General features: G+C 67.4%; 20 protein-coding genes. 10 read left to right on the top strand and 10 right to left on the bottom strand.

The window, feature by feature from the left end:
* Window position 1: 1 nt before the first annotated feature.
* The 5 genes from KV110_RS19665 to KV110_RS19645 all read left to right on the top strand — a co-directional run bounded on the left by KV110_RS19665 (window position 2) and on the right by KV110_RS19645 (window position 4,916).
* Window positions 2–1,387: a GNAT family N-acetyltransferase gene (locus KV110_RS19665; protein ID WP_218477815.1), complete on the top strand. Its 1,386-nt coding sequence runs from the start codon at window positions 2–4 to the stop codon at window positions 1,385–1,387.
* 28 nt (window positions 1,388–1,415) lie between these two features.
* Window positions 1,416–2,783 carry a glutamate-1-semialdehyde 2,1-aminomutase gene (locus KV110_RS19660; protein WP_218477814.1) on the top strand — a complete coding sequence of 456 codons (1,368 nt, stop codon included), beginning with the start codon at window positions 1,416–1,418 and terminating at the stop codon, window positions 2,781–2,783.
* The gene (locus KV110_RS19655) at window positions 2,780–2,938 is read left to right on the top strand and encodes a hypothetical protein (protein WP_218477813.1); all 159 of its coding nucleotides are present in this window, start codon (window positions 2,780–2,782) and stop codon (window positions 2,936–2,938) included. The genes KV110_RS19660 and KV110_RS19655 overlap by 4 nt, the downstream gene beginning before the upstream one ends.
* Window positions 2,935–4,044 (top strand): glycosyltransferase, encoded by a 1,110-nt coding sequence (locus KV110_RS19650; protein ID WP_218477812.1) that lies wholly within the window; start codon window positions 2,935–2,937, stop codon window positions 4,042–4,044. Before KV110_RS19655 ends, KV110_RS19650 begins: the two co-directional genes overlap by 4 nt.
* Before the next feature lie 137 nt (window positions 4,045–4,181).
* Entirely contained in the window at window positions 4,182–4,916 is a 735-nt protein-coding gene (locus tag KV110_RS19645) for an SDR family oxidoreductase (RefSeq protein ID WP_218477811.1), read from the top strand.
* Window positions 4,917–4,987: 71 nt separating this feature from the next.
* Here KV110_RS19645 and KV110_RS19640 read toward each other — a convergent pair whose 3' ends face one another.
* Together KV110_RS19640 and KV110_RS19635 are read right to left on the bottom strand one after the other, a co-directional pair.
* A complete protein-coding gene (locus KV110_RS19640) occupies window positions 4,988–5,464 on the bottom strand; it encodes a hypothetical protein (RefSeq protein ID WP_218477809.1) in 477 nt (158 codons plus the stop codon).
* 181 nt (window positions 5,465–5,645) lie between these two features.
* Window positions 5,646–6,704, bottom strand: coding sequence for an endonuclease/exonuclease/phosphatase family protein (locus KV110_RS19635; RefSeq protein WP_246634645.1), 1,059 nt, complete (start codon window positions 6,702–6,704; stop codon window positions 5,646–5,648).
* Window positions 6,705–6,881: 177 nt separating this feature from the next.
* On the opposite strand from KV110_RS19635, the gene KV110_RS19630 reads away from it, so the two are divergent.
* Window positions 6,882–8,582: a bifunctional metallophosphatase/5'-nucleotidase gene (locus KV110_RS19630; protein ID WP_246634644.1), complete on the top strand. Its 1,701-nt coding sequence runs from the start codon at window positions 6,882–6,884 to the stop codon at window positions 8,580–8,582.
* Between the two features lie 317 nt (window positions 8,583–8,899).
* Window positions 8,900–10,921, top strand: a complete 2,022-nt coding sequence (locus KV110_RS19625) for an SDR family oxidoreductase (RefSeq protein ID WP_218477808.1) — start codon at window positions 8,900–8,902, stop codon at window positions 10,919–10,921.
* Window positions 10,922–10,996: 75 nt separating this feature from the next.
* Here the strand turns inward: KV110_RS19625 and KV110_RS19620 are convergent, their stop codons facing one another.
* From KV110_RS19620 to KV110_RS19610, 3 genes are all read right to left on the bottom strand, one after another.
* Window positions 10,997–11,215, bottom strand: a complete 219-nt coding sequence (locus KV110_RS19620; RefSeq protein WP_218477807.1) for a hypothetical protein — start codon at window positions 11,213–11,215, stop codon at window positions 10,997–10,999.
* 226 nt (window positions 11,216–11,441) lie between these two features.
* The gene (locus tag KV110_RS19615) at window positions 11,442–12,098 is read right to left on the bottom strand and encodes a cutinase family protein (RefSeq protein WP_246634643.1); all 657 of its coding nucleotides are present in this window, start codon (window positions 12,096–12,098) and stop codon (window positions 11,442–11,444) included.
* Window positions 12,099–12,261: 163 nt separating this feature from the next.
* Window positions 12,262–13,290 (bottom strand): zinc-binding alcohol dehydrogenase family protein, encoded by a 1,029-nt coding sequence (locus KV110_RS19610; protein WP_218478647.1) that lies wholly within the window; start codon window positions 13,288–13,290, stop codon window positions 12,262–12,264.
* 193 nt (window positions 13,291–13,483) lie between these two features.
* Here KV110_RS19610 and KV110_RS19605 point away from each other — a divergent pair, with 193 nt between their 5' ends.
* The gene (locus KV110_RS19605; protein WP_218477806.1) at window positions 13,484–14,125 is read left to right on the top strand and encodes a TetR/AcrR family transcriptional regulator; all 642 of its coding nucleotides are present in this window, start codon (window positions 13,484–13,486) and stop codon (window positions 14,123–14,125) included.
* Window positions 14,122–15,819, top strand: a complete 1,698-nt coding sequence (locus tag KV110_RS19600; RefSeq protein ID WP_218477805.1) for an FAD-binding dehydrogenase — start codon at window positions 14,122–14,124, stop codon at window positions 15,817–15,819. The genes KV110_RS19605 and KV110_RS19600 overlap by 4 nt, the downstream gene beginning before the upstream one ends.
* Here KV110_RS19600 and KV110_RS19595 read toward each other — a convergent pair.
* From KV110_RS19595 to KV110_RS19575, 5 genes are all read right to left on the bottom strand, one after another.
* A complete protein-coding gene (locus KV110_RS19595) occupies window positions 15,810–16,736 on the bottom strand; it encodes an expansin EXLX1 family cellulose-binding protein (protein WP_218477804.1) in 927 nt (308 codons plus the stop codon). The two genes, KV110_RS19600 and KV110_RS19595, sit on opposite strands and share 10 nt — an antisense overlap.
* 298 nt (window positions 16,737–17,034) lie before the next feature.
* The gene (locus KV110_RS19590; RefSeq protein ID WP_218477803.1) at window positions 17,035–17,655 is read right to left on the bottom strand and encodes a PadR family transcriptional regulator; all 621 of its coding nucleotides are present in this window, start codon (window positions 17,653–17,655) and stop codon (window positions 17,035–17,037) included.
* 35 nt (window positions 17,656–17,690) lie between these two features.
* Window positions 17,691–18,833 carry an acyl-CoA dehydrogenase family protein gene (locus KV110_RS19585; protein WP_218477802.1) on the bottom strand — a complete coding sequence of 381 codons (1,143 nt, stop codon included), beginning with the start codon at window positions 18,831–18,833 and terminating at the stop codon, window positions 17,691–17,693.
* Between the two features lie 134 nt (window positions 18,834–18,967).
* On the bottom strand, window positions 18,968–19,777 hold the full coding sequence (locus KV110_RS19580; protein ID WP_218477800.1) for an IclR family transcriptional regulator: 810 nt from the start codon (window positions 19,775–19,777) through the stop codon (window positions 18,968–18,970).
* Window positions 19,778–19,951: 174 nt separating this feature from the next.
* Window positions 19,952–20,212, bottom strand: a complete 261-nt coding sequence (locus KV110_RS19575; RefSeq protein WP_218477799.1) for a three-helix bundle dimerization domain-containing protein — start codon at window positions 20,210–20,212, stop codon at window positions 19,952–19,954.
* 239 nt (window positions 20,213–20,451) lie between these two features.
* On the opposite strand from KV110_RS19575, the gene KV110_RS19570 reads away from it, so the two are divergent.
* On the top strand, window positions 20,452–23,571 hold the full coding sequence (locus KV110_RS19570; protein WP_218477798.1) for an ATP-binding protein: 3,120 nt from the start codon (window positions 20,452–20,454) through the stop codon (window positions 23,569–23,571).
* The last annotated feature ends 3 nt before the right edge of the window (window positions 23,572–23,574 follow it).

Raw genomic sequence — 23,574 nt, 5'->3', positions numbered from 1 at the left:
CATGTCGACTCGGCCGAAATCGTTGGCGCACATCAGTCTCGGGCCCGTGTCCCTGCACGGGCGGACCGTCGTGCTGCGGCAGGCCAGGATCGCGGATTACCCGTACTGGCGGCACCTCCGGCTGCGCGATCGGCGCTATATCGAACCGTTCTGGTACAGCTCGCCATTGGACTGGGAGGAGCGGCACTCCGGAACCCTCTGGGTGCGTGAGTGTTTGATGGCCCGCGCCGAGGCGAGGGCAGGGCGGCGGCTGACGACGGCGATCGAAGTGGACGGGCACTTCGCCGGCCAGGTGGAACTCGGCTCGATCGATACCGCCACCGGTGCCGCGGAATTGGGCATCTGGGTGGACGCCGAGGTCGCCCGCCACGGGCTCGGCGGCCTGGCGTCGGCGATGCTAGTGGAGTACGGATTCGGTCAGCTCGGCCTCGAACGGATCACCGCGCCGATCTCCCCGGCGAATGTCGCCGCCGCGCGCGGCGCCGCCGGGATCGGGTTCCAGCGGGAAGCCTTGATGGGCCGCTACTTCGATGCGGGCGGCGCCCGGCGCGACCACGAACTGTGGGCGGTTATCAAGGCGGATACCCCACCCAACGGATTCGTCCGCCGTTGCCTAGACCGCTGCGATGCACAGCATCGCACGCCGCCGCCCGCAGTGCGTGACGACGCGATCGACGCTACGTTGCCCAAGACCGCCGTGCTCGTCGCTACCACCCGCTACTACGCGGGCCGGGCGCGGCATCTGCTCGATCCGCTGCGCACTCCGCGACCGGTCCGGCTCTCCGATCCCGACCGTCGCGAGATAGTCCTGCGAAACCGGAGACTGTCCGACTGGAGCCGGTGGCGCGCAGCCCGATTGCGTAGTCGCGCCCTGCTGGACCCGGATGCGGCGGCCACCGGAGCCACCTGGGCACGACAGCACACCTGGTTTCGCTGGTTGCGCCAATTCCATTGCGCCCGTCCTGGTTTACGTTCGGCGAGCGGGCTCGTGCTGGCGATCGAGGTCGACGGGGAGTACGTCGGGGAGGCTCGGCTGTTCGACCTCGACATGTTCGACCGCAACGCCCGCATGTTCGTCTGGACCGATCCCGCCCACGGCGACGACATCCGCACCGTGGCGACCCGGCTGCTGCTCGCCCACGCCTTCGGCACCCTCGGTCTGTGCCGCGTCGCCACGGCCATCGAGCCGGCCGACCACCGCTCGGCCGATATCGCCGCTCGCGTCGGCATGCTGCGCGAGGGCCGGATGCGCGGCTACGTCGGCGCAACGGGGCGCCGCGCCGATCACGACCTGTGGGCCGTCACCCTCTGCGTGGTCGCGGAATCGGACTCGGGTTCGGCGGCCCGGTCCACCAGACGGACGCTGGGGCCGACCGACCAGCACTGACCGTTATCCGACCCTCCAGGAGCGCACCGTGGAGCCAATTCCTGATGAGCCGGCGGCACCCCGCCGATTCACCCGCAGCAATGAACTACAGGCCCGGCTGCACGAGCTGGTGCCTGGCGGAGCGCACACCTACGCCAGGGGCCCGGACCAGTATCCGGAGTTCATGGCGCCGATCCTGGTGCGCGGCAGCGGCTGCCGGGTCTGGGACGCGGACGGCAACTGCTACGTCGAATACGGCATGGGCCTGCGTTCGGTCACCCTCGGCCACGCCTGCGCGCCGGTGCTGGACGCCGTGCACCGTGCGATCGCCGACGGCATCAGCTTCAGTCGACCGACCGAACTCGAACTGCTGGCGGCACAGGACTTTCTGACCCTCGTGCCCGGCGCCGACATGGTGAAGTTCGCCAAGAACGGCTCCGACGCCACCACCGCCGCGGTCCGGCTGGCCAGGGCGGCCACCGGCCGGACCGCGATCGCCGTCTGCGATCAACCGTTCTTCTCGGTCGACGACTGGTTCATCGGGACCACGGCGATGGACAGCGGCATTCCCAGCGAAACCGCCGCGAGCACCGTGCGATTCCGCTACAACGATCTCCCGTCGCTGGCCGCCGTGCTGGATTCGGGCGTGGTCGCCGCGGTCGTGATGGAGGCCGCCACCGCGCTCGTCGAACCGGAACCCGGTTTTTTGGCGGGCGTTCGCGCCCTGTGCGACCGCTACGGCACGCTGCTCATCTTCGACGAGATGATCACCGGCTTCCGCTGGTCGGCCGGTGGCGCGCAGGCGGTGTACGGCGTCCGGCCCGATCTGTCCTGCTGGGGCAAGGCGATGGGCAACGGTTTTCCGCTCTCCGCGCTGGCGGGCAAACGCGAATTCATGGAGCTCGGCGGCCTGCGCACCGACCGCGACCGGGTCTTTCTGCTGTCCACCACGCACGGCCCGGAGTCGAGTTCGCTCGCGGCGTTCCGTGCGGTGGTGCACGAGTACCGAACCAGCGACCCCATCGCCAGGATGGAGCACGCGGGCCGCCGCCTCGCGGCGGGCGTCAATGCCGCCGCCGCTGACCTCGGCATCGGCGACCACCTCCAGGTCCTCGGCCGCCCGTCCTGCCTCATCTTCGTCACCCGCGACGCCAATTTTCGTCCCTCGCAAGAGTTCCGCACGCTGTTCTTGCAGGAACTGCTAAATCACGGTGTCCTCGGCCAATCCTTCGTCACCTCCGCCGCACACACCGATGCCGATATCGACGAGACGATCGCGGCCTGCCGTGAAGCGACCGCCGTCTACCGCAAGGCAATCGAGCAGGGCAGCGTCGACGGCCTGCTCGATGGCCGCCCCGTCGCACCGGCCATTCGCCGCCGCGCGGCACCGCGCCGAATCTTGCCGGAGCATGAATGATGCCGTCAGCCAGTGGGATTCACCCGGGCGGGCGGGTGCCGGAATGGCACGGCGTGCACAAAGGCACGCTCGGCAATCACGCATCGGCCGCCGAATCGAGCGGCTCGCGCGCCCGGGTGACCGGTCTCGCGCACGATCAGCCTGCGCTCGCATGAGCACACCGCGCATCGCGATCGTGCACGAGCGGTTCACCGAATTCGGCGGTTCCGAGGCGGTGGTCGGCGAGCTGGCCGAAACCTGGCCGGGTGCGCAAGTTTTCGCGCCCATTGTCGACCCCGACGGCGTTCGTCCGCCGCTCACCACCGTGCACGACACCTGGCTGAGCCGCGCCTACCTCGGCACCGGCCGCCGTTCCCACGCCCCGCTGCTCCCCTTCGTTCCTCGCACCTTGCGAGGCCTCCCGCTCGCGAACCGCTTCGACGCCGTTGTCGTGAGCCACCATGCCTTCGCCACCCAGGCCGCCTTCGCCACCGACGCACCCGTGATCGCCTACGTACACAGCCCGGCAAGATGGGCCTGGGACAAGGACTTCCGCACCAAGGAGGCGGGCGGCCGGGCAGGTCAACTCGCCCTCACCGCGCTGGGTCATCTCGCGCGCCGCGCCGAATTGCGCGCCGCCCCTCGACTTTCCCACGTCGTGGCCAACTCGCGCGCCGTCGCCGCCCGCATCAGCGACTGGTGGGGACTGCCCTCGACGGTCACCTACCCACCGGTCCAGATCGACCGATTCACCCCCGACCCCACGACCGGCCGCGACGACTTCTTCCTCTTCGCGGGCCGACTCGTCCCGTACAAACGCCCGGACCTAGCCATCCGCGCCGCCCAGCGAGCGGGCTGCCGCCTCGTCATCCTCGGCGACGGCCGCTTCCGTGCGCAGCTCGAAACCCTCGCGGGCCCGGAAACCACCTTCCTCGGCGCCACCTCGCATGAGGTACTGCTCGACACCTACCGCCGGTGCCGCGCGCTGCTCATGCCCGGTGTCGAGGACTTCGGCATCGTCCCGGTCGAAGCAATGGCCTGCGGCACACCGATTCTCGCCGTTGACCGTGGCGGTGCCCTCGACACCGTCGATCCGGGCACCACCGGTGAACACATTCCGTACGGACCCGACGAAACGGTGGTCGACCAACTCGCCGAAGTCATGCGCGACTTCGACCCCGCTGATTACGCTCCCCAGGCCATCCGTGCCCACGCCGAGGCATTCTCCCCCGCCGCCTTCCGCTCCCAGATGGCCGCCATCGTCTCCCGGTCCCTCGCCTGACCTCGGACGCGCACGGTGCGACGGTGACCAGCCGGATGCTGCGCGACCGCCCCGAACCGGTCGTGCGGGAATAGCGGGCGTCGCCCAACGGTTGCGGGCAGTGGCCGGATAAGGATTAGTGCGAGGGAGGCAGCAGTATGTCGCTGAACGGTGCCGGAGATCTTCGAGGGCGTACGGTCGTGCTGATCGGTGGTGGGTCCGGCATCGGGTTGCGAGTCGCCCATCGAGTCGTGGCGGCAGGCGGTCGAGTGGTGTTGGGCGGCCGCACCGCATCGCGATTGGCGGCCGCGGCACAGGAACTGGGCGACGCTGCGACCTGGCAGACCGTGGATACCGGCGACACCGCCGCACTGGCCGCCTTCTTCGACGGCATCGAGCGCGTCGATCACCTGTTCACGACCGCCGCCTCCTACGAGGTCGGGCCGATGCGCGAGCTCAGCGACGCGGCCGCCGCGTCACCGTTCGACTCCAAGTTCTGGGGCCAGTACCACGCGGTCCGCTTGGCCGCACCCAAGCTCGCCGACGACGGATCGGTGGTCTTGATGGCGGGCGCGGCCTCCGCGCGCCCCGCTGGCCTGGCCCCCGCCTACGTCGCCTGCAACGCCGCCATCGAGGGCCTCGGCCGCGGCCTCGCGGTCGAACTCGCCCCGGTCCGGGTCAATGTGGTTTCGCCGGGCACGGTCGACGGCCAGCTGTGGGCGAACCGGCCGGATACCGTCCGCGAAGCGGCATTCGACCAATACCGCCGCGAATCCGTCCTCGCCCGCCCCGCCGCCGAAGACGAAATCGCCCACGCCGTCCTCTACCTCTTCACCAACACCTTCACCACCGGATCGACCCTCTACCCTGACGGCGGATACACCCTCCGCTGACGAGCACCGAGCGGGACATCGTTGCAGCGCAACGCCGGAACGCCGTCGGTGATGTCCCGTCCGAATGCGCCTCAGACCGAACAGGTGGGGGCGGGTGGTTCGGGAGCGTTCCAGTCGTTGGCGGCGATCCAGCCGAACAGGGCGAGCCTTCGATCGATGAATCGCTGTAGTCCTGCGGCGTTTTCGCAGTCCTGGTGCAGATTTCCGGGCTGGTAGTACCTGGTGATCAATTCTTTGAGCTTTTCGTTATAGGCGTCGTGCTTTTCACAGGTCTCGCGCCGGGTGTCGGGGATGAACGCGGGATTTCCGAAGAGTTCGCCGCGGGTTTCACTGTGCACCGGTTTGTCGAAGATGGCGGGTGAGAGCTCCAGCCAATCGCCGACCTCCTGATACCAACGGTCGTCATGATCTTTACCGTCGCAAATCTGCGTGCTGACCTCCGGCGCCACACCGAAGAGCGAACTCTCCGCGTGTGCGGGCGATCCGGGCAGCACCAACGCGGTAGCGAGCGCGCACGTCACCAGCCAGGTTTGGTGTGAGAATTTCAAAGACCGAGCCCTCCATGTGGTCGTGAACTTCACCTGCCTGTCGCTTTGACTAGGCAGTATGTCACTCCCCGGACCGCAGACCACGGAACGCCCGCACCAGTCGGTGCGCCGCGTTCGACCGAGCGGGACACGGTTGCGCTGAACCGCGCGAGCGCATCCGTGTTCCGCTCGATCGGCGCGATCAGTCGAGTCGATAAGTCGCTAGGACCGCTTTGTGGTCGGTCACCCATTTCGCAGGCGAAGCGATGAAATTGTCCTGAGTGTTTTCGTCCTGGCGGACATTGCGCACAATCGAGCCGCGCGGACCGACGATTCCGGCGCCGGTCAGGTTCAGTGCGGAGCCGGGGCCCGCGAAAATGTAGTCGATGCGGTCGCGTTCGTCGGCCTCCGGCGTCCAGGTGAGTTGGGAAACCGGGGCGTCGGGGTTGCTGGCAGGCCAGGTGAATCCGGGGTGGGTGACCGGGTTCGGGTAGGTGGAGCGGTAGGCGTCGACGAAACCGGCCTGTTGCAGTCGGCGCGTGCTCTCCCATGGCAGCACGACGCCGTTGTGGTCGAACAGGTTCGCCGTCGCGGGCGTCCAGTCGAACACGGAGGGCTCGTTGAAGTCGCCACCCATGATCACCGAATTACCAGCCGCCGCTTCCGCTTTCGCGTCGGCGAGGAACGTGCCGATCACGTCGGGGCGGCCGGACGCGAGGTTGACCCGCTGGACCGCTGCGGGATCGGTCACCGGACCGCCGGGCATCTTGTTCCAGCCGTGCTCGGAGTACTCGCCGGGCGCGGGTACGCCCGCACCGTAGCCACGCGGCAGATAGGTCGCGTACCAACGATATTCGAGATGTACGGCGTAGGCGGTCACCCGCTTGCCACCGATGTTCAGCCGCGCCTTGACCATCCACTGCAGGTCGGCGCTGTCCTCGACGGGATACGCCGAGAGCAGGCCCGTGTCCCCGGAGGACACCGCGTTGAACTTGTGCCCCTTCTTCTCCAGCGCCGCCGCGATCGCGTTGGTAGCCCGGTTCGCCTCCGACAGCAGCACAACCGAGGCCTGCGTGGCGATGATGAGATCCGTGACCAGACCTATTCCGTTGGAAATCTTGCTGCCGCCGAGCCAGATATTGATCGCCAGCACCCGGATTTCCCCGGCCGTCGGCGCCGCGGCGGCGATCGGCAGGCCGACACCGGCGGCCACCAAACCTCCCGCCGCCCCCAGTACCTTCATCGCATCGCGTCGCGTCATCGAACTCGTCATGGTGACCATCACTCCGATCGTCTGCACAGCGGGACCTGGTTGTGCCTTCAATGGCTAGCCAGCCGATCGGAATGCGCGGTGAACTGCACGAGATCACCGCGCGAACACCGACCCCGCCGCGCGCGTGCGGTGGCAGCGCCGGGCCGCGCGTGGGACAGTCTGAGCATGAACGCGCGCCGTCGCATTGCCATGGTTGTTGCCGGGGTCATGAGCATCGCACTGGTCGCGGGATGCGGCACCGCCGACGACAAGGGCAGCGGGCCGACGTCGACCGCGCCGGGTGTTGTCCCGCTGATCTCGACCAACGATCTGCCCGCAGCACAGCCCGATGAGGTACATCTGTTCGGGCTCAACGACCTTCACGGCAATTTGCAGCCGCCGGTCGGCTCGACCGGGAAGGTCGCGGGCTACGACGCGGGCGGTGCCGCGTACCTGGCGACGCACCTGACGCGGCTGAAGGCGGCCTACCCGGCGAGTGCGGTGGTCGCGGCGGGTGACGATATCGGGGCGAGTCCACTGGTCTCCAGCCTCTTCCGGGATGAGCCGACCATCACGTTCATGAACAACATCGGGATGGCCGCGTCGTCGGTCGGCAATCACGAATTCGACCGCGGTGTCCTCGAATTGGCGCGGTTGCAGCAGGGCGGCTGCGCGCTGGACGGGTGTTCGCCGGGCGAGCCGTTCACCGGGGCCAAGTTTCCCTACCTTGCCGCGAACGTCACCGACGCCGAGGGCAAGCTGCCACCCGCCCTGAAACCGTGGACCATGCTGGAGGTCGGCGGTCACAAGATCGGCGTCGTCGGCACGGTGACCCCCGACACGGTGAATCTCGTTTTCCCCGAGGGCATTCGGGGCTACCAATTCGGCGACGAGGTCGCGGCGATCAATCGGTACGTGCCGGAGCTGAAGGCGGCGGGTGCCGAGACCGTCGTGGCGCTGATGCACAACGGCGGCAGTCAGCACACGGACAAAGACGCCACGGTCGACTACAACGGGTGCGCCGACATCAGTCCGAACGTCGCCGGGTTCGCCAAAGGCGTCGACCCGGCGGTGAAAGCGCTGTTCACCGCGCACAGCCACCAGTCCTATGTGTGCACGATCGACGGCAAGGTGGTCACCCAGGCCGCTTCCTTCGGCAGGCTGATCACCGATCTGACACTGCGGTTCACGCCAGGCGGCGTGCAGGCGTCGGCCGTCAACCGCGTGGTGACCCGGGACGTGACGCCCGACGCCGCCACCACCGCGCTGGTCGACTTCTACGCCGAGCAGGCCCGCCCGCGCGCGGCCAGGGTGGTCGGTGCGGCCGCCGCTACGCTGCCCCGTGATCCGGACTCGTCGGGCACCTCGCCGCTGGGCAATGTCATCGCCGATTCGATGTTGTCGGCCACCGCAGGCCCGGCCGCCGCGGTGGCGGCCTTCATGAACCCGGGCGGCGTCCGAGCCGATCTGAAGGCCGGGCCGGTCACCTACGGCGACATCTTCACGGTCCAGCCCTTCGGTAATCAGGTCGTCACCGTCACCCTCACCGGCCAGCAGCTGCTGCGCCTACTCGAACAACAGTGGACCAATACCAGCAAGCCCGCCGTCCTGTCCCCCGCCGGGATCACCTACGCCTATTCCGAGTCGGCTCCCAAGGGCGCCAAGGTGATTGCCGACAGCGTCCGGATCGCGGATCAGCCGCTCAACCCGGCGGCCACCTACCGCATCACCACCAACAGCTTCCTCGCCGCCGGTGGCGACGGCTTCACCGTCTTCACCGAGGGCACCGACAATGTCCCCGGCCCCACCGATCTCGACGCTTTCGAAGCGTTCTTCCGCGACAAGCCACCCATCCAGGTACCGCCTGCCCGGGTCGAGAAGCGATAGCCCTTCGATAGCTCCAACCTACTGGACAAGTGACCAGTAGACGGATACCTGGAAATTGTTGTAACACTTACCCTTTGACCTGCATCGACGCGTGATCAGTCCCACATCGTGATCCGGTCCGGAACGCTTGCCGGGGTTGATCAGGATCAATTACTGTTTCCTATAAGTCAGGACGAAGGGGTTCCTACTTTCGGCCCGACCGCTGTTAACCGCGTCAGGTTGTGCGTGTCGCGGCCGAACCGATATCTCCGCATTCACCGTTGCATGCCGGATGACTTGTGCGACAACACGGTTCGAATGAACAGCAGGAGAGGGCGATGGCTACCTACATCGTGACGGGCGGTACCGGGTTCTTGGGGCGTCGGGTCGTTCAGGAGCTCCTGGACAATGATCCCGACGCGGTCATTCATGTGCTGGTGCGCGAGGAGTCGTTGCAGAAGTTCGCCGACCTCGCCACCAAATGGAACGGCGGCGAGCGCGTGTTCTCGCTGGTCGGCGATCTCACCGCGGACGGGCTCGGCCTCACCCGCGAGGCGCCGAACGCCGATCACGTGATCCATCTCGGCGCCGTCTACGACATGACCGCCGACGAGGACACCGCGCACGCGGCCAATGTCGCGGGCACCCGGTCGGTGCTCGCCCTGGCTCGCTCGATCGGCGCTGTGCTGCACCACGTTTCGTCGGTCGCGGTGGCCGGCGACCACAAGGGCAAGTTCTTCGAGGAGGACTTCGACCTCGGACAGCGGCTGACCTCGCCGTACCACCGGACCAAGTTCGCCGCGGAAAAGCTGGTCCGCGAATCGCGTGGGGTGCGCTGGCGGGTGTACCGGCCCGCGATCATCGTCGGCGACTCCCGCACCGGCGAGATGGACAAGATCGACGGTCCCTACTACTTCTTCTCGGCCATCGCCAAGCTCGCCGCGCTGCCGTCGGAACTGCCGATGCCACTGCCCGACCTCGGCGCGACCAACATCGTGCCGGTCGACTACGTGGCCGCCGCGATGGCCGCACTGGTGCGACGTCCTGGCCTGGACGGACGCACCTTCCATCTGGTCAACCCCGAACCGCAGCCGTTCAGCGAGGTGTACGGCGCACTCGCCGCTGCCGCGGGGGCGCCCACCGGAGTCGGCGTCGTGCCGGGTAGCGCGTTCGCGCTGAACGGGCTGGCCCAACTGCCGGGCGTTCCCGCGGTGCGCGATTTCCTGTTGGAGCAGTTGGGCATTCCCCCGGCCGTCGCACCGCACACGTCCTTCTCGGCGGAGTTCATCTCCGACTCGACTCGCGCGCAGTTACGCGGCACCGGACTGTCCGTGCCGTCGTTCGACAGCTACGCCGACCGGCTCTGGCAGTACTGGCGGGAAAACCTCGATCCGCACCGCGACCGCCCCGATGTCTCGCGAGAACCGCTCAACGGCCGCATCGTGCTCATCACGGGCGCGTCGTCGGGCATCGGCCTGGCCACCGCGCACGCGGTCGCCCGGCGCGGCGCCATCGTCCTGATGGTGGCCCGCGGCAAGGACGATCTGGCCGACGCGGCGGATTCGGTGCGTGCGGAAGGCGGTGTGGCGTATGACTATCCGTGCGACATCACCGACGCGGACGCGGTCGAGACGCTGGTGCAGACCGTCCTCACCGAGCACGGCCACGTCGACTACCTGGTGAACAACGCGGGCCGGTCGATTCGCCGTTCGGTGGTGAACTCCACCGACCGCATGCACGATTTCGAGCGGACGATGGCGGTCAACTACTTCGGTGCGGTCCGGCTCATCCTGGCGCTGCTGCCCTCGATGCGGGCCCGGCGCTTCGGCCACATCGTCAATATCTCCTCGATCGCCGTGCAGACCAAGGTGCCCCGGTTCGCCGCCTATGTCGCGAGCAAGTCGGCGCTGGACAATTTCAGCGAGATCGCCGCGGTCGAAAACCAAGACGCGGGAATCACTTTCACCTCGGTGCGGATGCCGCTGGTGCGCACCCCGATGATCGCGCCGACCGACCTCTACCGCTCGCTGCCCGTGCCCGACCCGGACCAGGCGGCTGCCATCGTGGTCCGCGCGCTCGAGGATCGCCCGCACCGCATCGACACCCCGGTCGGCACCTTCGCCCAGGCCGTCGATCTACTCATGCCCTCGGTGAAGCGGACGATCCTGCATCAGGGCTTCCGCCTTTTCGGGGAATCCTCTGCGGCACAGGGCAAGAAGAAGAACGCGACGTCGAAGGAATCCGGCGGTGAGGCGGGGCGCAGCCCGCTGACGGTGCTCGGACCCGTGTTCATGCCGTTGATGGCGCTGCCGGGTCCCGCCGCGCGGGTGGCCCGGGTAGTGCCAGGTCTGCAGTGGTAGTCACGGAAATATGACCCTCCGCCACCGATTTCCCGTAGTATTTCGCAAATTGTGAGCGATCGGGCGTCGAATCACTCAGATTCGCGCCCGACGCGGTGGCGCGATATCGGGATAGCGGTAGTGGATTCGCGCGATGCAGTGACGCACCGTGTGCAGCTCGGCGTGTAGTTCACGCAGCCGCTGTGTTTGGAATGTCCTTTCGGCGGTATTGATGGCGCGCGCGAGTGTGCGGGCGTGTACGGCGAGCAAGTCCAGAAAGACCCTGGCTTGTGCGATGTCGGGATCATCGGACATTTGCTGTGTCTATCACGCCCGGTCGAGCCGCACCCGCTCGATCTCCGCGCGTTCCACGGGATTTCGCCGCAGCGTTTCCGAATCGAAAAGGACCACGGGCGTTTCAGAGAATTTGCTGCGCACAGCGAACAATTCGCCTCCGGCGGTCCCGACCGCCGGAGGCGAACCGGCAACGGCGGGAGCCGACTTCACGTCGACCCCCGTCGCGGATTCCCCGGTTGGGGCCTCAGACCCGCGCTGCGGCGAACTCGGCGGCAGGCCACATGGCCCAGCCGTAGTTGCCGTGCTGCCCGAAATCGATGCCGGCACCGCAGACCGGATCACCGCCGGTGCAGTAGTTCGCGGTGCGCCACGCGTAGTGACCTGGCACATTCCAGCCGATCAGCCGGACCGGATCGCCGAACAGCAGCACCGCCGCCACCTTCGATTCGAGCTCGAACGGCAGGACGTGCATGCCGCCGAGCGCCGTGACGATGCCGGTGCCGAGCACACCGTGCGTGACGATCGCGCCCTGCGAGTAGCCGACCAGGATGAATCGCTGGTCCGGGCACATCGAGGCCTGCCACATCACGTGCGCGGTCATGTCCTGGGTACCGCGGCTGATCGATGTCGGATCGAGCAGATCCGCAGGATAATTGACGCGATAGGAGCTGGAGCTCACCGGAAGCGCTTGCAGTAGCGTGTCATACAGTGGGTCGCCGACCACCGAACCCAGATACCCGGGTTCATTGGTGCCTCTTGCGACCACCACCTCGACCGCCGTGCAAGGCGACGCCCATGCACTCGATCCTGTCGTCGTTCCGAATCCCGCGACGAGCAGTAGCACAATGAATGCCTGCACCACCCGCCACTTTTCGAAATGAATTACCTTCCGGTTTGCCATCGTGATCACCCGCTCACGCCGTTGTGAGAAGCCGAGTGACACTTGTCAGCGACAAGTGCCACTCGGCTATATCTGCGAAGGTAAGAACGGCGGAGCTGGCCGTCAAGCAACTGGACCCGAACGATGCGTACTCAGCACCGAATCGTGTCCTGGGGCCCCTTTTCTAGGGAACGAGAACCGCTGCGCCGGTAAAACGTCCGTGCGCGAGGTCGGCGAGGGCCTGGTTTGCCATCCCCAAGGGATACCCATGGGTGGTCACTTCTATGCGATGTTCGCCTGCGAGCGTGAGAAATTCGTGGGCATCCGCACGGGTGTTGGCGGTGACCGAGCGAATTTCCCGCTCCTGGAACAGCTGCCGCTGATAATTCAGCGCCGGTATGTCGCTGAGGTGGATACCCGCGATCGCGAGGACGCCGCCGCGATCGAGCGCCTCGAGGGCGGGCGGCACCAGACTACCGACCGGCGCGAACAGGATCGCCGAATCTAGTTGTACCGGAGGCGGATCCGCAGCGCCCTGGACCGAGGCGGCGCCCAGGTCCCGCGCCAGCTCCCGCGCCGCCGGGTCGCGGGTCATCACGTGCACCTCGGCGCCGCGGGCCAAGGCGACCTGCGCGGCGATGTGCGCACTGCCGCCGAAGCCGTAGATACCGAGGCGGCCACCAGGGGGTAGATCGGCTCGTTGCAACGCTCGGTAGCCGATGATGCCAGCGCACAGCAGCGGGGCCGTTTCGGCGTCGGCGTAGCCTTCCGGCAGCCGAAGCGCGTAAGCGGCTGGCACAGTGGTGAATTCGGCGTACCCGCCGTCGGTGTCCCAACCGGTGTAAGCCGAACGGGGACACAGGTTCTCGGCGCCGCGCAGGCAGAACTTGCAGGCACCGCAGGTGTGCCGCAACCAGGCGATGCCGACGCGGTCGCCGATCGCGAAGCTCTCCACGATCCGGGAGTCCTCCCCCGTCGCGCCGACCCCTGGGCCGACTGCCACGACCTCACCGACGACCTCGTGCCCCGGCACCACACCGACGCGATGCACCGGCAGATCCCCCTCCGCCACATGCAGGTCGGTCCGGCACACTCCGCACGCGAGCACGCGCACAAGCAATTCGTCGGCGGCGGGTTCCGGCACCGGCTCGTGCACTCGATCCAACGGCGCCGCATCGATCGGTCCCGGGCGTCGCACGCGCCAGCCGGTCATCGATGCCGCCCGAGCAACCTCAGTCATACCGATCTCCCCTTGTCGTCAGGATGCACGGTCGTTTCGAGCTGCGTTCGACCCTACCTGCCCGGTTTCGCCACGTCACAGCTCTGCATCTGATACATTTGTGTATTGAATACGTTTCTGTATCCATTTGACCGGTGGCTACCGGTCCCGTCCGAGGAGGTGCCCGATGGTGTCGTCCAGCGACGCGGGAACCTCGGCGACCCGGGTCACCCGCCGCCGCGCCGAAACCAGGGAGCGCCTACTCACCGCCGCCTACGAGGCATTCTCCGAGGAGGGTTTCGGCCGGGCCACGGTAGAGCGGGTCTGCGAGCGGGCGGGTTTCACCCGCGGCGCCTTCTACTCCAATTTCGGCTCGCTCGACGAGCTGTTCCTGGCGATGTGGGAGCAGCGCTCGGCCGCCATGCTCGCCGAAGTTCAGCGCATCCTCGACGACATCCCGGTCGGCGGCACCGACGACGTGCGCGCGGCCGTCGAGCGGATGGAGCGTGCGGTACCGGTCGACGAGGGCTGGTATCGGATCACCGCGGAATTCACCACGCACGCGCTGCGCAATCCGGAGTTGCGGCGGGTGATGGCGGCGCGGGAAGAGGCGATTGTCGCCGCCCTGATGCCGACCGTGGTCGCGGGCTTGGCCCGGATCGGCCGCACCGTGTCCGATCCCGAGGCACTCGGCCAGGCACTCGTCGCGGTGCACGACGGCACCAGTGTGCAGGTGCTGATGGAACCGCGCAGCCGCGTCGTGCGCCGCAGGCGCACCGAACTCTTCTGCCACGTCGTGCTGGCCTACAGCACCGAAACCGAAGGATGAATATGTCCAACAGCAGTCCCGAATTCGCGCAAGAGGCAGACGTGATCGTCGTCGGCGCCGGACTGGCCGGCTTGGTCGCGACCCACGAACTGGTCAAGGCGGGCCGCCGGGTGCACGTGCTGGACCAGGAGAATCGCAACAACCTCGGCGGGCAAGCGTTCTGGTCGCTGGGCGGGCTGTTCCTCGTCGACACCCCCGAGCAGCGGCGCCTCGGCATCAAGGACTCCTACGAACTCGCGCTGCAGGATTGGCTCGGCTCAGCCGGTTTCGACCGGGACGACGAGGATCTGTGGGCGCGCCAGTGGGCGCGGGCGTACGTGCGGTTCGCGGCGACCGAGAAACGCGAATATCTGCACGAGCTCGGCCTGCGGGTGACACCGCTGGTCGGCTGGGCCGAGCGCGGCGGGGGTTTCGCCGACGGGCACGGCAATTCGGTGCCGCGCTTCCATCTCACCTGGGGCACCGGGCCCGAGGTGGTGCGGGTGTTCGCCGAACCGGTACTGGAGGGCGAGCGGCGCGGGTTGGTCAACTTCAGCTTCCGGCACCGGGTCGACGAGCTGATCGTCGAGGACGGTGCGGTCGTCGGTGTGCGCGGCAGCGTTCTGGCGGACACCGATCTCGAGCGCGGTAAGGCATCGTCACGAAACGTCGTGAGCGAGTTCGAGTTCCGGGCGAAGGCGGTGATCGTCACGTCCGGCGGCATCGGGCACAACCACGAGATGATCCGCCGCAACTGGCCCACCGAGCGGCTCGGCAAGTGCCCGGAGACGATGATTTCCGGCGTGCCAGCGCACGTGGACGGGCGGATGCTCGGCATCACCGAGTCCGCGGGCGGCGCCATCGTCAACCGGGACCGCATGTGGCACTACACCGAGGGCATCAACAATTGGGATCCGATCTGGCCCGACCACGCCATCCGGATCATTCCGGGCCCGTCGTCGCTGTGGTTCGACGCGAACGGAAAGCGGTTGCCCGCACCGTGTTTCCCCGGCTTCGACACCAATTCCACGATGAAGGAGATCCTGGCCACCGGCTACGACTACTCCTGGTTCGTCCTCACCCAGTCGATCATCGAGAAGGAGTTCGCGCTATCGGGTTCGGAGCAGAACCCCGACATCACCGGCAAGGACCTCAAACTCACCATGAAGAGCCGGGTCGCCAAGGGTGCGCCGGGTCCGGTGGAGGCGTTCAAAAAGCACGGCGTCGACTTCGTGGTCGCGGACAATCTGCGCGATCTGGTGGCCGGAATGAACAAGATCGCACGCGGTCCGCAGCTGGACTACGACGCGCTGGAACACCAAATCGTGGCCAGGGACCGGGAAATAACGAACAAGTACTCCAAGGACGGTCAGCTGATGGCGATCACCAACGCGCGCCACTACCTCGGCGACAAATTGGGCCGGGTCGCCAAGCCGCATCGCATCCTCGACCCGGCGGCCGGTCCGCTGATCGCGGTCCGGCTGAACATCCTCACCCGAAAGACGCTGGGCGGCTTGCAAACCAACCTCGACTCACAGGTGATGCGCCAGGACGGCACCGAGTTCCCCGGCCTCTACGCCGCGGGCGAGGTGGCCGGGTTCGGTGGCGGTGGTGTGCACGGATACAACGCGCTGGAGGGCACCTTCCTGGGCGGATGCATCTTCTCCGGGCGCGCCGCGGGCCGGGCGCTGGCCGCGAAACTCGGTCAGGGCTGACAGCCTGCCGAGGACAAGCTCGACGGTGGTTGCGGTCGCGGCGCGGCCGCGAGGCTGGTGGGCGAGGTTATCGGCGGCTGCGTGGTCGCGGGGGCGACGATCGGCGGCGCCCCGGTGTAGAGCCGGGCGCCGGTCGGCCGTTCGCCCGATTCCAAAGTGATGCCGAAGATCTCGGCCGCATTGCCGTGTACGTCGGTGACCCGCGCGGTGAACGGGCCTTCCCCGGCTCCGGAGATGGACCAGTAGTTGTCCGTGCCGCGGGTGAGGTGCCGCCACGGACCACCGGCATCCGGACGAAGGGCGACTTCCCGCAGCGGATTACCGGCGCCGCCGAACAGGATCGCCAGCCAGGCGGTGGTGGAGTCCGGTTTCACCTCGTAGGACAGTTCCGGCGGCGGCTCGGGGTTGCGGACCACGCTGTAGTGAATTTTCGCCACTCCGTCGGACAGATCGGCGATCTGCGTGAAGGCAGCCGTGCTCAAATCCAGTTGTCCCGGAGCGCATCCCGGGCAACGGTCGACGACGAGCGCACGCACCTCACCGCGCGGTCCTCGGATGTCGAGATACGCCCCGCACGGCTCGGCCCTGCCGTACTCCGGCGTCGACATCCCCACATAGAAGCCGTCCATCGGCAGCCCGGAGAACGAGCACGCGACACCTTCGCTGAAAGAATAGAAGCGCGCCTCCCCCGAGACGACGGGTTGCGGTTGCGGGGCGGGTGTAGTGGTCGGTCCAATACTGCTGGTGGCCAATGGTGTTCGCGATGTCTCGGACTGAACCATCGCGTCAGTAGGTACACAGCGTAGCGGTTCCGGGCGGGTCAGCCAGACGGCCGCACCCGCGATGGCCACCAAGCCGATCGCGGACCAGAGCCACCCCGAACGGAAGTGTCGTTGGTTGATCGGTATCCGGTGCATCGCTCCCCGACTTACGGCTCACCTGCTCACGACTACGCCTCGCTTGCGCTCGGCTCCGTCGTGCGCAGTGCGCGCTGCAACATGGTTCGCTCGCTGCGCTCGCTCACGGACTCTCCATCCTGACGTCCATTAGGAAAGCAGTCGCAGCACCGGCGCATGCAACGAACGAAAATTCTTCACAGTGAAAGAGACACGCTTCAGCAATCGCGAGGCAAATGCCCAGCATCTTGCTGGACACTCCCGCAGCGCACCGGAAATCATCCGGCCATGGCGGTATCCGATGCGGCGCGAAGCCGAATCAGGATGCGCGACTCCTGGCTTTCGGCGGCGCCCCGGTGGCGATCGTGTCGACATCGGCCAGCAGTTCCCGGCCGAATTCGGCCTCCGCCTCGTAATGGCGCGCACACCAGCGCAATACGGCGGCCGGATACGGGCGGGGCGGCTGCTCGCCCGCGCGGTCGGCGTCCGCCTCGGCCTGTCCGCGCATCCGATCGGCGTAACCGATGTGTTCGGTGAGGATTTCGCGCAGCCGCTCCGGTTCGGCCAGATGACCGAGCCAGGCGCGCAGCATCACGCTGTGCTTGAGCATCGGCGCCTCCACCGGTGCGTGATTCACCCAATGTGCCGCTGCCGCACGGCCACTCGTGGTGATGGCGTACATCCGTTTGCCGCGCACGCCGTCGTCCTGGAGTACCGTGCGGGAGGTGGCGTAGCCGTGTTTCTCCAGTCGTTTGAGTTCGGCGTAGATCTGGCTGAACGACGGGCTCCAGTAGAAGAACTGCAGGCTTCCGTCGGCCCATTTCTTCAGGTCGTAACCGGAGAGCTCGTCGGCGTGCGAGAGCATGCCGAGCACGGCCCAACTGGTCGTCGGTAGATCCGGTACCTCGGCTTCCACCGGGCCAGGCTTCGCATCGGTCACGATAGGACTATATCGCTTAGGCATATTTCTGGGGGTTATGCAAAACCGTCCATCAGGGAAAGAACACGCAACATGACCTCGTCCGCGCCGCCACCGATGCTCAGCAGGCGGCTGTCCCGGTAGGCGCGAGACGTCCAGGTCTCCGCCATGTATCCCATGCCGCCGTGCACTTGCAGACACCAGTCCGCTACCTGGCGAGAGAGCCGGCCCGCGTCGAGTTTGGCGATCGTCGCCATCCGGGTGACGTCACCGCCGTCGCGGTAGGACTGGGCGATGGTCTCGGTGTAGACGCGGAGCATGTCCACCTTGGCGGCGAGTTCGGCGTAGGTGTATTGCAGGTACTGGTTGGCCGACAGCGGCTGGCCGAACACCTTGCGCTGCTTGGCGTAATCGCGGGTCAGCTCGAGCTGCCCGGCGCAGCTGATCGGCACGCTGTAGGCGGCGAACATGCGCTCCATCACGAACTGCGACATCTGTTGCTGGAAGCCGTGGCCGATCTCGCCGATCGTGTTTCGCACCGGAACTCGCACGTCCTCGAAGGTCAGCAGCCCGGTGTCGGAGGCGCGCATGCCCAGCTTGTCGAGCTTGCGATGCACCCGGAATCCGGGAGCGTCGGTGGGCACGATGATCTGACTGATCCCGCGATATCCGCCTTCCGCGGAGGTTCGCACCAGGGTGCACAGCCAGTCCGCCTGCACGGCATTGGTGATGAACATCTTCGACCCGTTGATCACCCAGTCGTCACCGTCGCGGCGCGCGCTGGTCCGGATCCCCGCTACATCCGAACCGGCTTCGGGCTCGGTAACCGCTACGCCGCAGACTGTTTCACCGCGCATGGCGGGCGCCAGGTACTCCTGTTTGAGTTCCTCGCTGCCGTGCGCGTGCAGTGACGGCGTGGCCATCGCGACGTGCACACCGAGCGCCATCGGGAACGACCCGTGCGCGACGCGACCCAGCTCTTGGCACAGCACCACCGTGAACAGATGGTCGGCGCCCTGCCCCGAATAGGCCGGATCGTATTCGAGCCCCAACATGCCGAGCTTCGCCATGTCGGCGAAGATCTCGTGCAGGGGCATCATTTCGGCCCGCTCCCACTCGTCGACATGGGGATTGATCTTCTGCTCGACGTAGCGCCGGACCATCGCCCGGAATTCCTGATGTTCGTCGCTGTACATCACGCGGTGCTCCTAACCCCGGGCCTGCCCTCCTCATTGTCACCGCAGCACGCGCGCACGTCCCCGATTCTTCGCAGCATCCACACCCGCACATCTGCTGATTCGACCCCTACCCCGCACGCGCGATGCGCCGCGGGTCAGCGCCAGCGGGCGTGGCGCGGGAAGAGGGAACGACCGGCCTCGTGCGCGACCTCGACGAGGACCCGCGCCAGGCGCGCGGTGTCCAACGTTGCGCGTTCGCCACCGATTTGGCCGGACAGCGACACGGCCGCCACCGCGGCGCCACGACCGCGGATCGGCACGGCTACGCAGGCGATGCCCGCCACCGATTCCTCGTTGTCCATCGCGACACCCTGTCGTTGCCGGATCCGGGCCAGTTCGCGATGCAATTCCGCTCTGTCGCAGATGGTTCGGGCCGTCAGCTGCGGTAGCTGATCACGGAAGGAGGACTCGACGATGCTCGGTTCGAGCGACGCGAGCAGTGCCTTGCCCAAAGCCGTACTGTGCGCGGGCATCCGGCCGCCGAGGCGGGTCGGGATATTGGCGGCGAACCGGCCGCCGGCCTTGTCGAGGTAGAGCACCTCGCGGCCGTCCAGCACGCCGAGATGCCCGACCATGCCGGTGCGTTGACACAGATCGTGCAGCAGCGGGCTCACCACATCGCGAATCTCGTTGTGGTCGGCGGCAAGTCCGCCCAGCTCCAGCGCGCGCATGCCGAGTCGATAGCCGCCGGGGGCGTGCGCGAGCCAGCGTAATCGGATCATCTGGTCGAGGATGCGGTGCACCGTCGAGCGCGGCAGGCCGGTACGTTCGGACAGACCGAGTAGGGTCAGGGTCGGCGTCGCGCCGTCGAAAGCGTCCAGTATCAACGTCATTCGTTCGATCATGGATACCGGCGGCTGGACCGGCCGACTGGATTCGGGAGGAGTCATCGCCTCGACCGTCATGGCTCACCTCCACTGCGTGCTCGCCTAGAGCTTAGAAGTATTTCTATTAGGCATGTACGTTTTCGGCACACACCATTGTGTACCCCATCACAGTGGCCCGGCGAGCGCGCAGTGGCATCCCGGAAACTACGGAGACCACTACGGATCTTCTCGGTAGCCGGGAACGAAGATTGACTACACGCGGCTGCCCTGCTGGTCCGCCAAGGCGTGCAACCACTCTCGGGTATAGCGCTCGGCGAGCAGCGGCAGGAAGTTGTCGATGGTGGCGTGGTCGGCCACGTGGTCGTAGGCGGAGTGCAGGAGCTGTTCGATGGCGTCGTCGTCGATGAGGCCGTCGAATTCCCGTTCCAGACGGGTTGCGGCGGCTTGCAAGGCGACCTCTTGGTCGAGGGTGGGATCGTGCGGGCGGGGCGAGGTGACGGGGCTCTCGTTCACAGCAGACTCCTGATCGTCATGAGACGTCGGTGCGGTGAGCGCATGCACTGGCTTCGGCATGCCTCGATCTATCGAGTACCCATCGAATACGGCCGAACACATCCGAGCTACCCGGTCGCCTGACACGCCGGTGCCATGGATCTCGCGATCAGCCGCTGACGAACATCTGGCGGCATCGGCACCGAAATAGGCGGCTGGGCAGCCGATTAAGCTGGTGCGCAGCCAATTAAGCTGGTGCTGTGGCGCGAACGCGGCTGATCGGCCGAGACCATCCGGCGGCACTGCTGCGGGAGGAATTGCGCCGCACGGTGTCCAGCCACGGCGGCCTGGTGCTGGTGTCCGGCGAGGCGGGAATCGGCAAGACCGCGCTGGTCACCGAGGTGGTCGGCGAGTTCGACGACAGCGATGTGCTGGTGCTGACCGCCACGGCGTGGAGTGGTGACGGAACGCCGGGTTTCTGGCCGTGGGTGCAGGTGCTGCGTGGGCTACGCCGCGCCGCCGCACCCGGTCAGTGGGCCGCCGTCGACGATGCGGCCGGTAACGCGCTGTCGTTTCTCATCGGTGAGGCGGAACAGCCCGACGCGGCCGCCGCGTCGGCGTTCCGGATCGGCGACGCGGTGACCGAAGCGCTCGTCACCGCCTGCGCGCTGCGGCCGGTATTCGTGGTGATCGATGATCTGCACCGAGCCGATCCGGAGTCGGTCAAGCTGCTGGCGTTCGTCGCGCGGCACTCGTGGTTCGAGCGCCTCGCGATCGTCGGCACCGTGCGCGACACCGACCTCGAGGCCACCGAACATCCGCTGCGAAAGGTGTTCGGCGAGTTGGTGACTGTCGCGCGGACCATCGAGCTGACGGGTTTGCCGATCGAAGCCACCGCGTCCCTGGTCACCGCCCTGACCGGCGAGCGGCCCGCCGACAACGTCGTGCACACGCTGCACACCCTCTCCGGCGGCAACCCCTTCCTGATCGAACAGGCCGCCCGCCTCTGGCACGCGGGCAGTCAGCTCGACACACTCACTCCGGGGGTACGCGAAACCCTCGATGCGCGGCTGACTCCCCTACCGGTCGCCGCGATCGACATCTTGACGACGGCCGCGCTCGTCGGACGCGAATTCACCACCCAGGTGGTCGCCGCCGGCACCGGTCGTGAAGTCGCCGTGGTGACCGAGCTGCTGGCGGCCGCGACCCGCGCCCGCCTGGTGATCGCGCTCGATGGCGACCGCCACACCTTCGTGCACGACCTGATCCGCGAGACACTGGTCGCCCGGATCGGCGAGACCGAGGCACGCAAACGCCACGCCGCCGTGCTTTCCGCGCTCGAGCGGCTGCCCCGGGAGGTCTCCGGCGCGACACCGAGCGACCTGGCTCATCACGCGTATTTCGCCGCGGACGCGATCGACGACGAACGCACCCTGCGCTACCTGCTGGACGCGGCACGCGACGCCTGCGGCAGGCTCGCCGCCGGCGAGGTCGCGAAGCACTATCGGCGCGCCCTCACCCGCATACCGGATGAACACACCGAACTTCGCGGCGCGGTCGGTCTGAGTTTGGCTGCCGCCTACAGCGGATCCGGCGAGCTCGCCGCCGCGAGACGCACCTACGAGGCGTTGCTGACGACCGCGCGGGCCAGTTCCGCGGCGGAGCTGTTCGCCAGGGCCGCCCTCGGTCTGCACGAACTCGGCATGCCCGCACCGGAGCGGGAAGCCGAGCGCGAGATCGAGCTCATGGACCAGGCGCATCGCCTGCTGCTGGCCGAACGCCCGCCCACCGATCCGCTGGCCGTTCAGGTGCTTGCCGCCGCGACCCGCGTGCGCGTGCACACCGGCTACGCAGCGCGACGCGAAGCGGTCGACCGGATGAGCGCCGAAACAGTCCGACTGGCCAGGGAATCCGGTGACGACACCGCCCTCGGGTCGAGTCTGTTGGCCAGGCACGACGCGATCTGGCAGCCCGGCACCGCGGCCGACCGGCTCGGCCTGGCCGACGAACTCGTCCACCTCGGCCGCCGCGGCTACCGCGACGACCTCGAATTGCGGGGTTCCCTGCTGCGTTTCACCGCATTGCTCGAACTGGGCGAACCGCGAGCGCACAGCGAGCTCGCCACGTTCGGCGCGCAGGCGGACCGCGCCCGACTGCCCCGCTTCCGTTTCATCGCGTTGTCCCGATCCGGTGCGCTGGCCACCCTCAGCGGGCGATTCGCGGAGGCGCGCACCATGATCGACGACGCGTACTCGCTCGGCGAACGGCTCGGCGAAGTCGATCGGGTACCGCTGTGGCTCGAACAGCGCTGGGCGCTCGCGCTGTTCGGGGGTGACCTCGACGAAGCGGACGCCTTCGTCGACCGATATCGCGACATGGCGGGCGACTACATCGCGGTCGTCGATGTGATCACCGCCGCCCGGCGCGGCGACACCGAGCGAATTCGCCGCCGAATCAACGCTATCCAGGCGCTGCACGAGTTGTTACCCCGCCATTTCCATTCCGCCATCCTGGTGGCGCAGGCGCACGCCGCGCTGGCGCTCGACGACGCCGATCTACGGAAAGCGGTGCGCGCGAGACTGGTTCCCCTCGCCGAGTGGTGGGCAGTGGTCGCGGGCGGTGGCGCGGTATACGGCCCGTACGCCTACTGGCTGGGCCGTCTCGCGGCGGCGGACGGCGAACGCGATGTCGCCGTCGAGCAGCTCACGGCGGCAATGCGTTCGGCGCAACGGATGCGGGCGCAACCGTGGATCGATGCCGCGCAGCACCAGCTGCGGCTGCTCTCGCATCGAGAACAGGTGGCGCCGCCGCAGCCGTCACCACCGCCGCCGGACAACGAGTTCCGGCTCGACGGTGCGGTGTGGACCTTGCGATTTGCCGATCGCACCGTCCATGTGCCCGATGCCAAGGGTCTTCGTGATCTGCACGTGCTGCTCACGCACCCCGGTCACGACATCCCGTCGCTGGAGCTGTTCGGCGCGCCCGATAACACCGGAACCCTGCGCGCGGCACGATCTTTCGGCAGTGACCCGGTGCTCGACGATCGAGCGAAGGCCGACTATCAGCGCCGGTTGACGACCCTCGACGCCGAGATCGATCGCGCCGTCGAGGTCGGACACGACGATCGAGCCGCCGAACTCGACCGGGAGCGGGCTGCGCTGATCGACGAACTGCGCCGCACCGCCGGCCTCGCCGGACGCACCCGGCACCTCGGTGACGATGCCGAACGCGCCCGCAAGACGGTGTCCGCGCGGGTGCGCGACACGTTGCGCCGGCTCGATCAGCTGCATCCCGAACTCGCCGAACATCTGCGTGCCGGTGTCTCGCTCGGCCTGGTGTGTCGGTATCAACCCCATCGAGAGGTCCGCTGGCGGCTCTGACAC

Origin of the sequence: Nocardia iowensis (assembly GCF_019222765.1) — a bacterium.
Classification (GTDB): Bacteria; Actinomycetota; Actinomycetes; order Mycobacteriales; family Mycobacteriaceae; genus Nocardia; species Nocardia iowensis.
The sequence above is the reverse complement of the archived record's forward strand: the minus strand, read 5'-3'. Positions and strand labels throughout refer to the sequence as shown.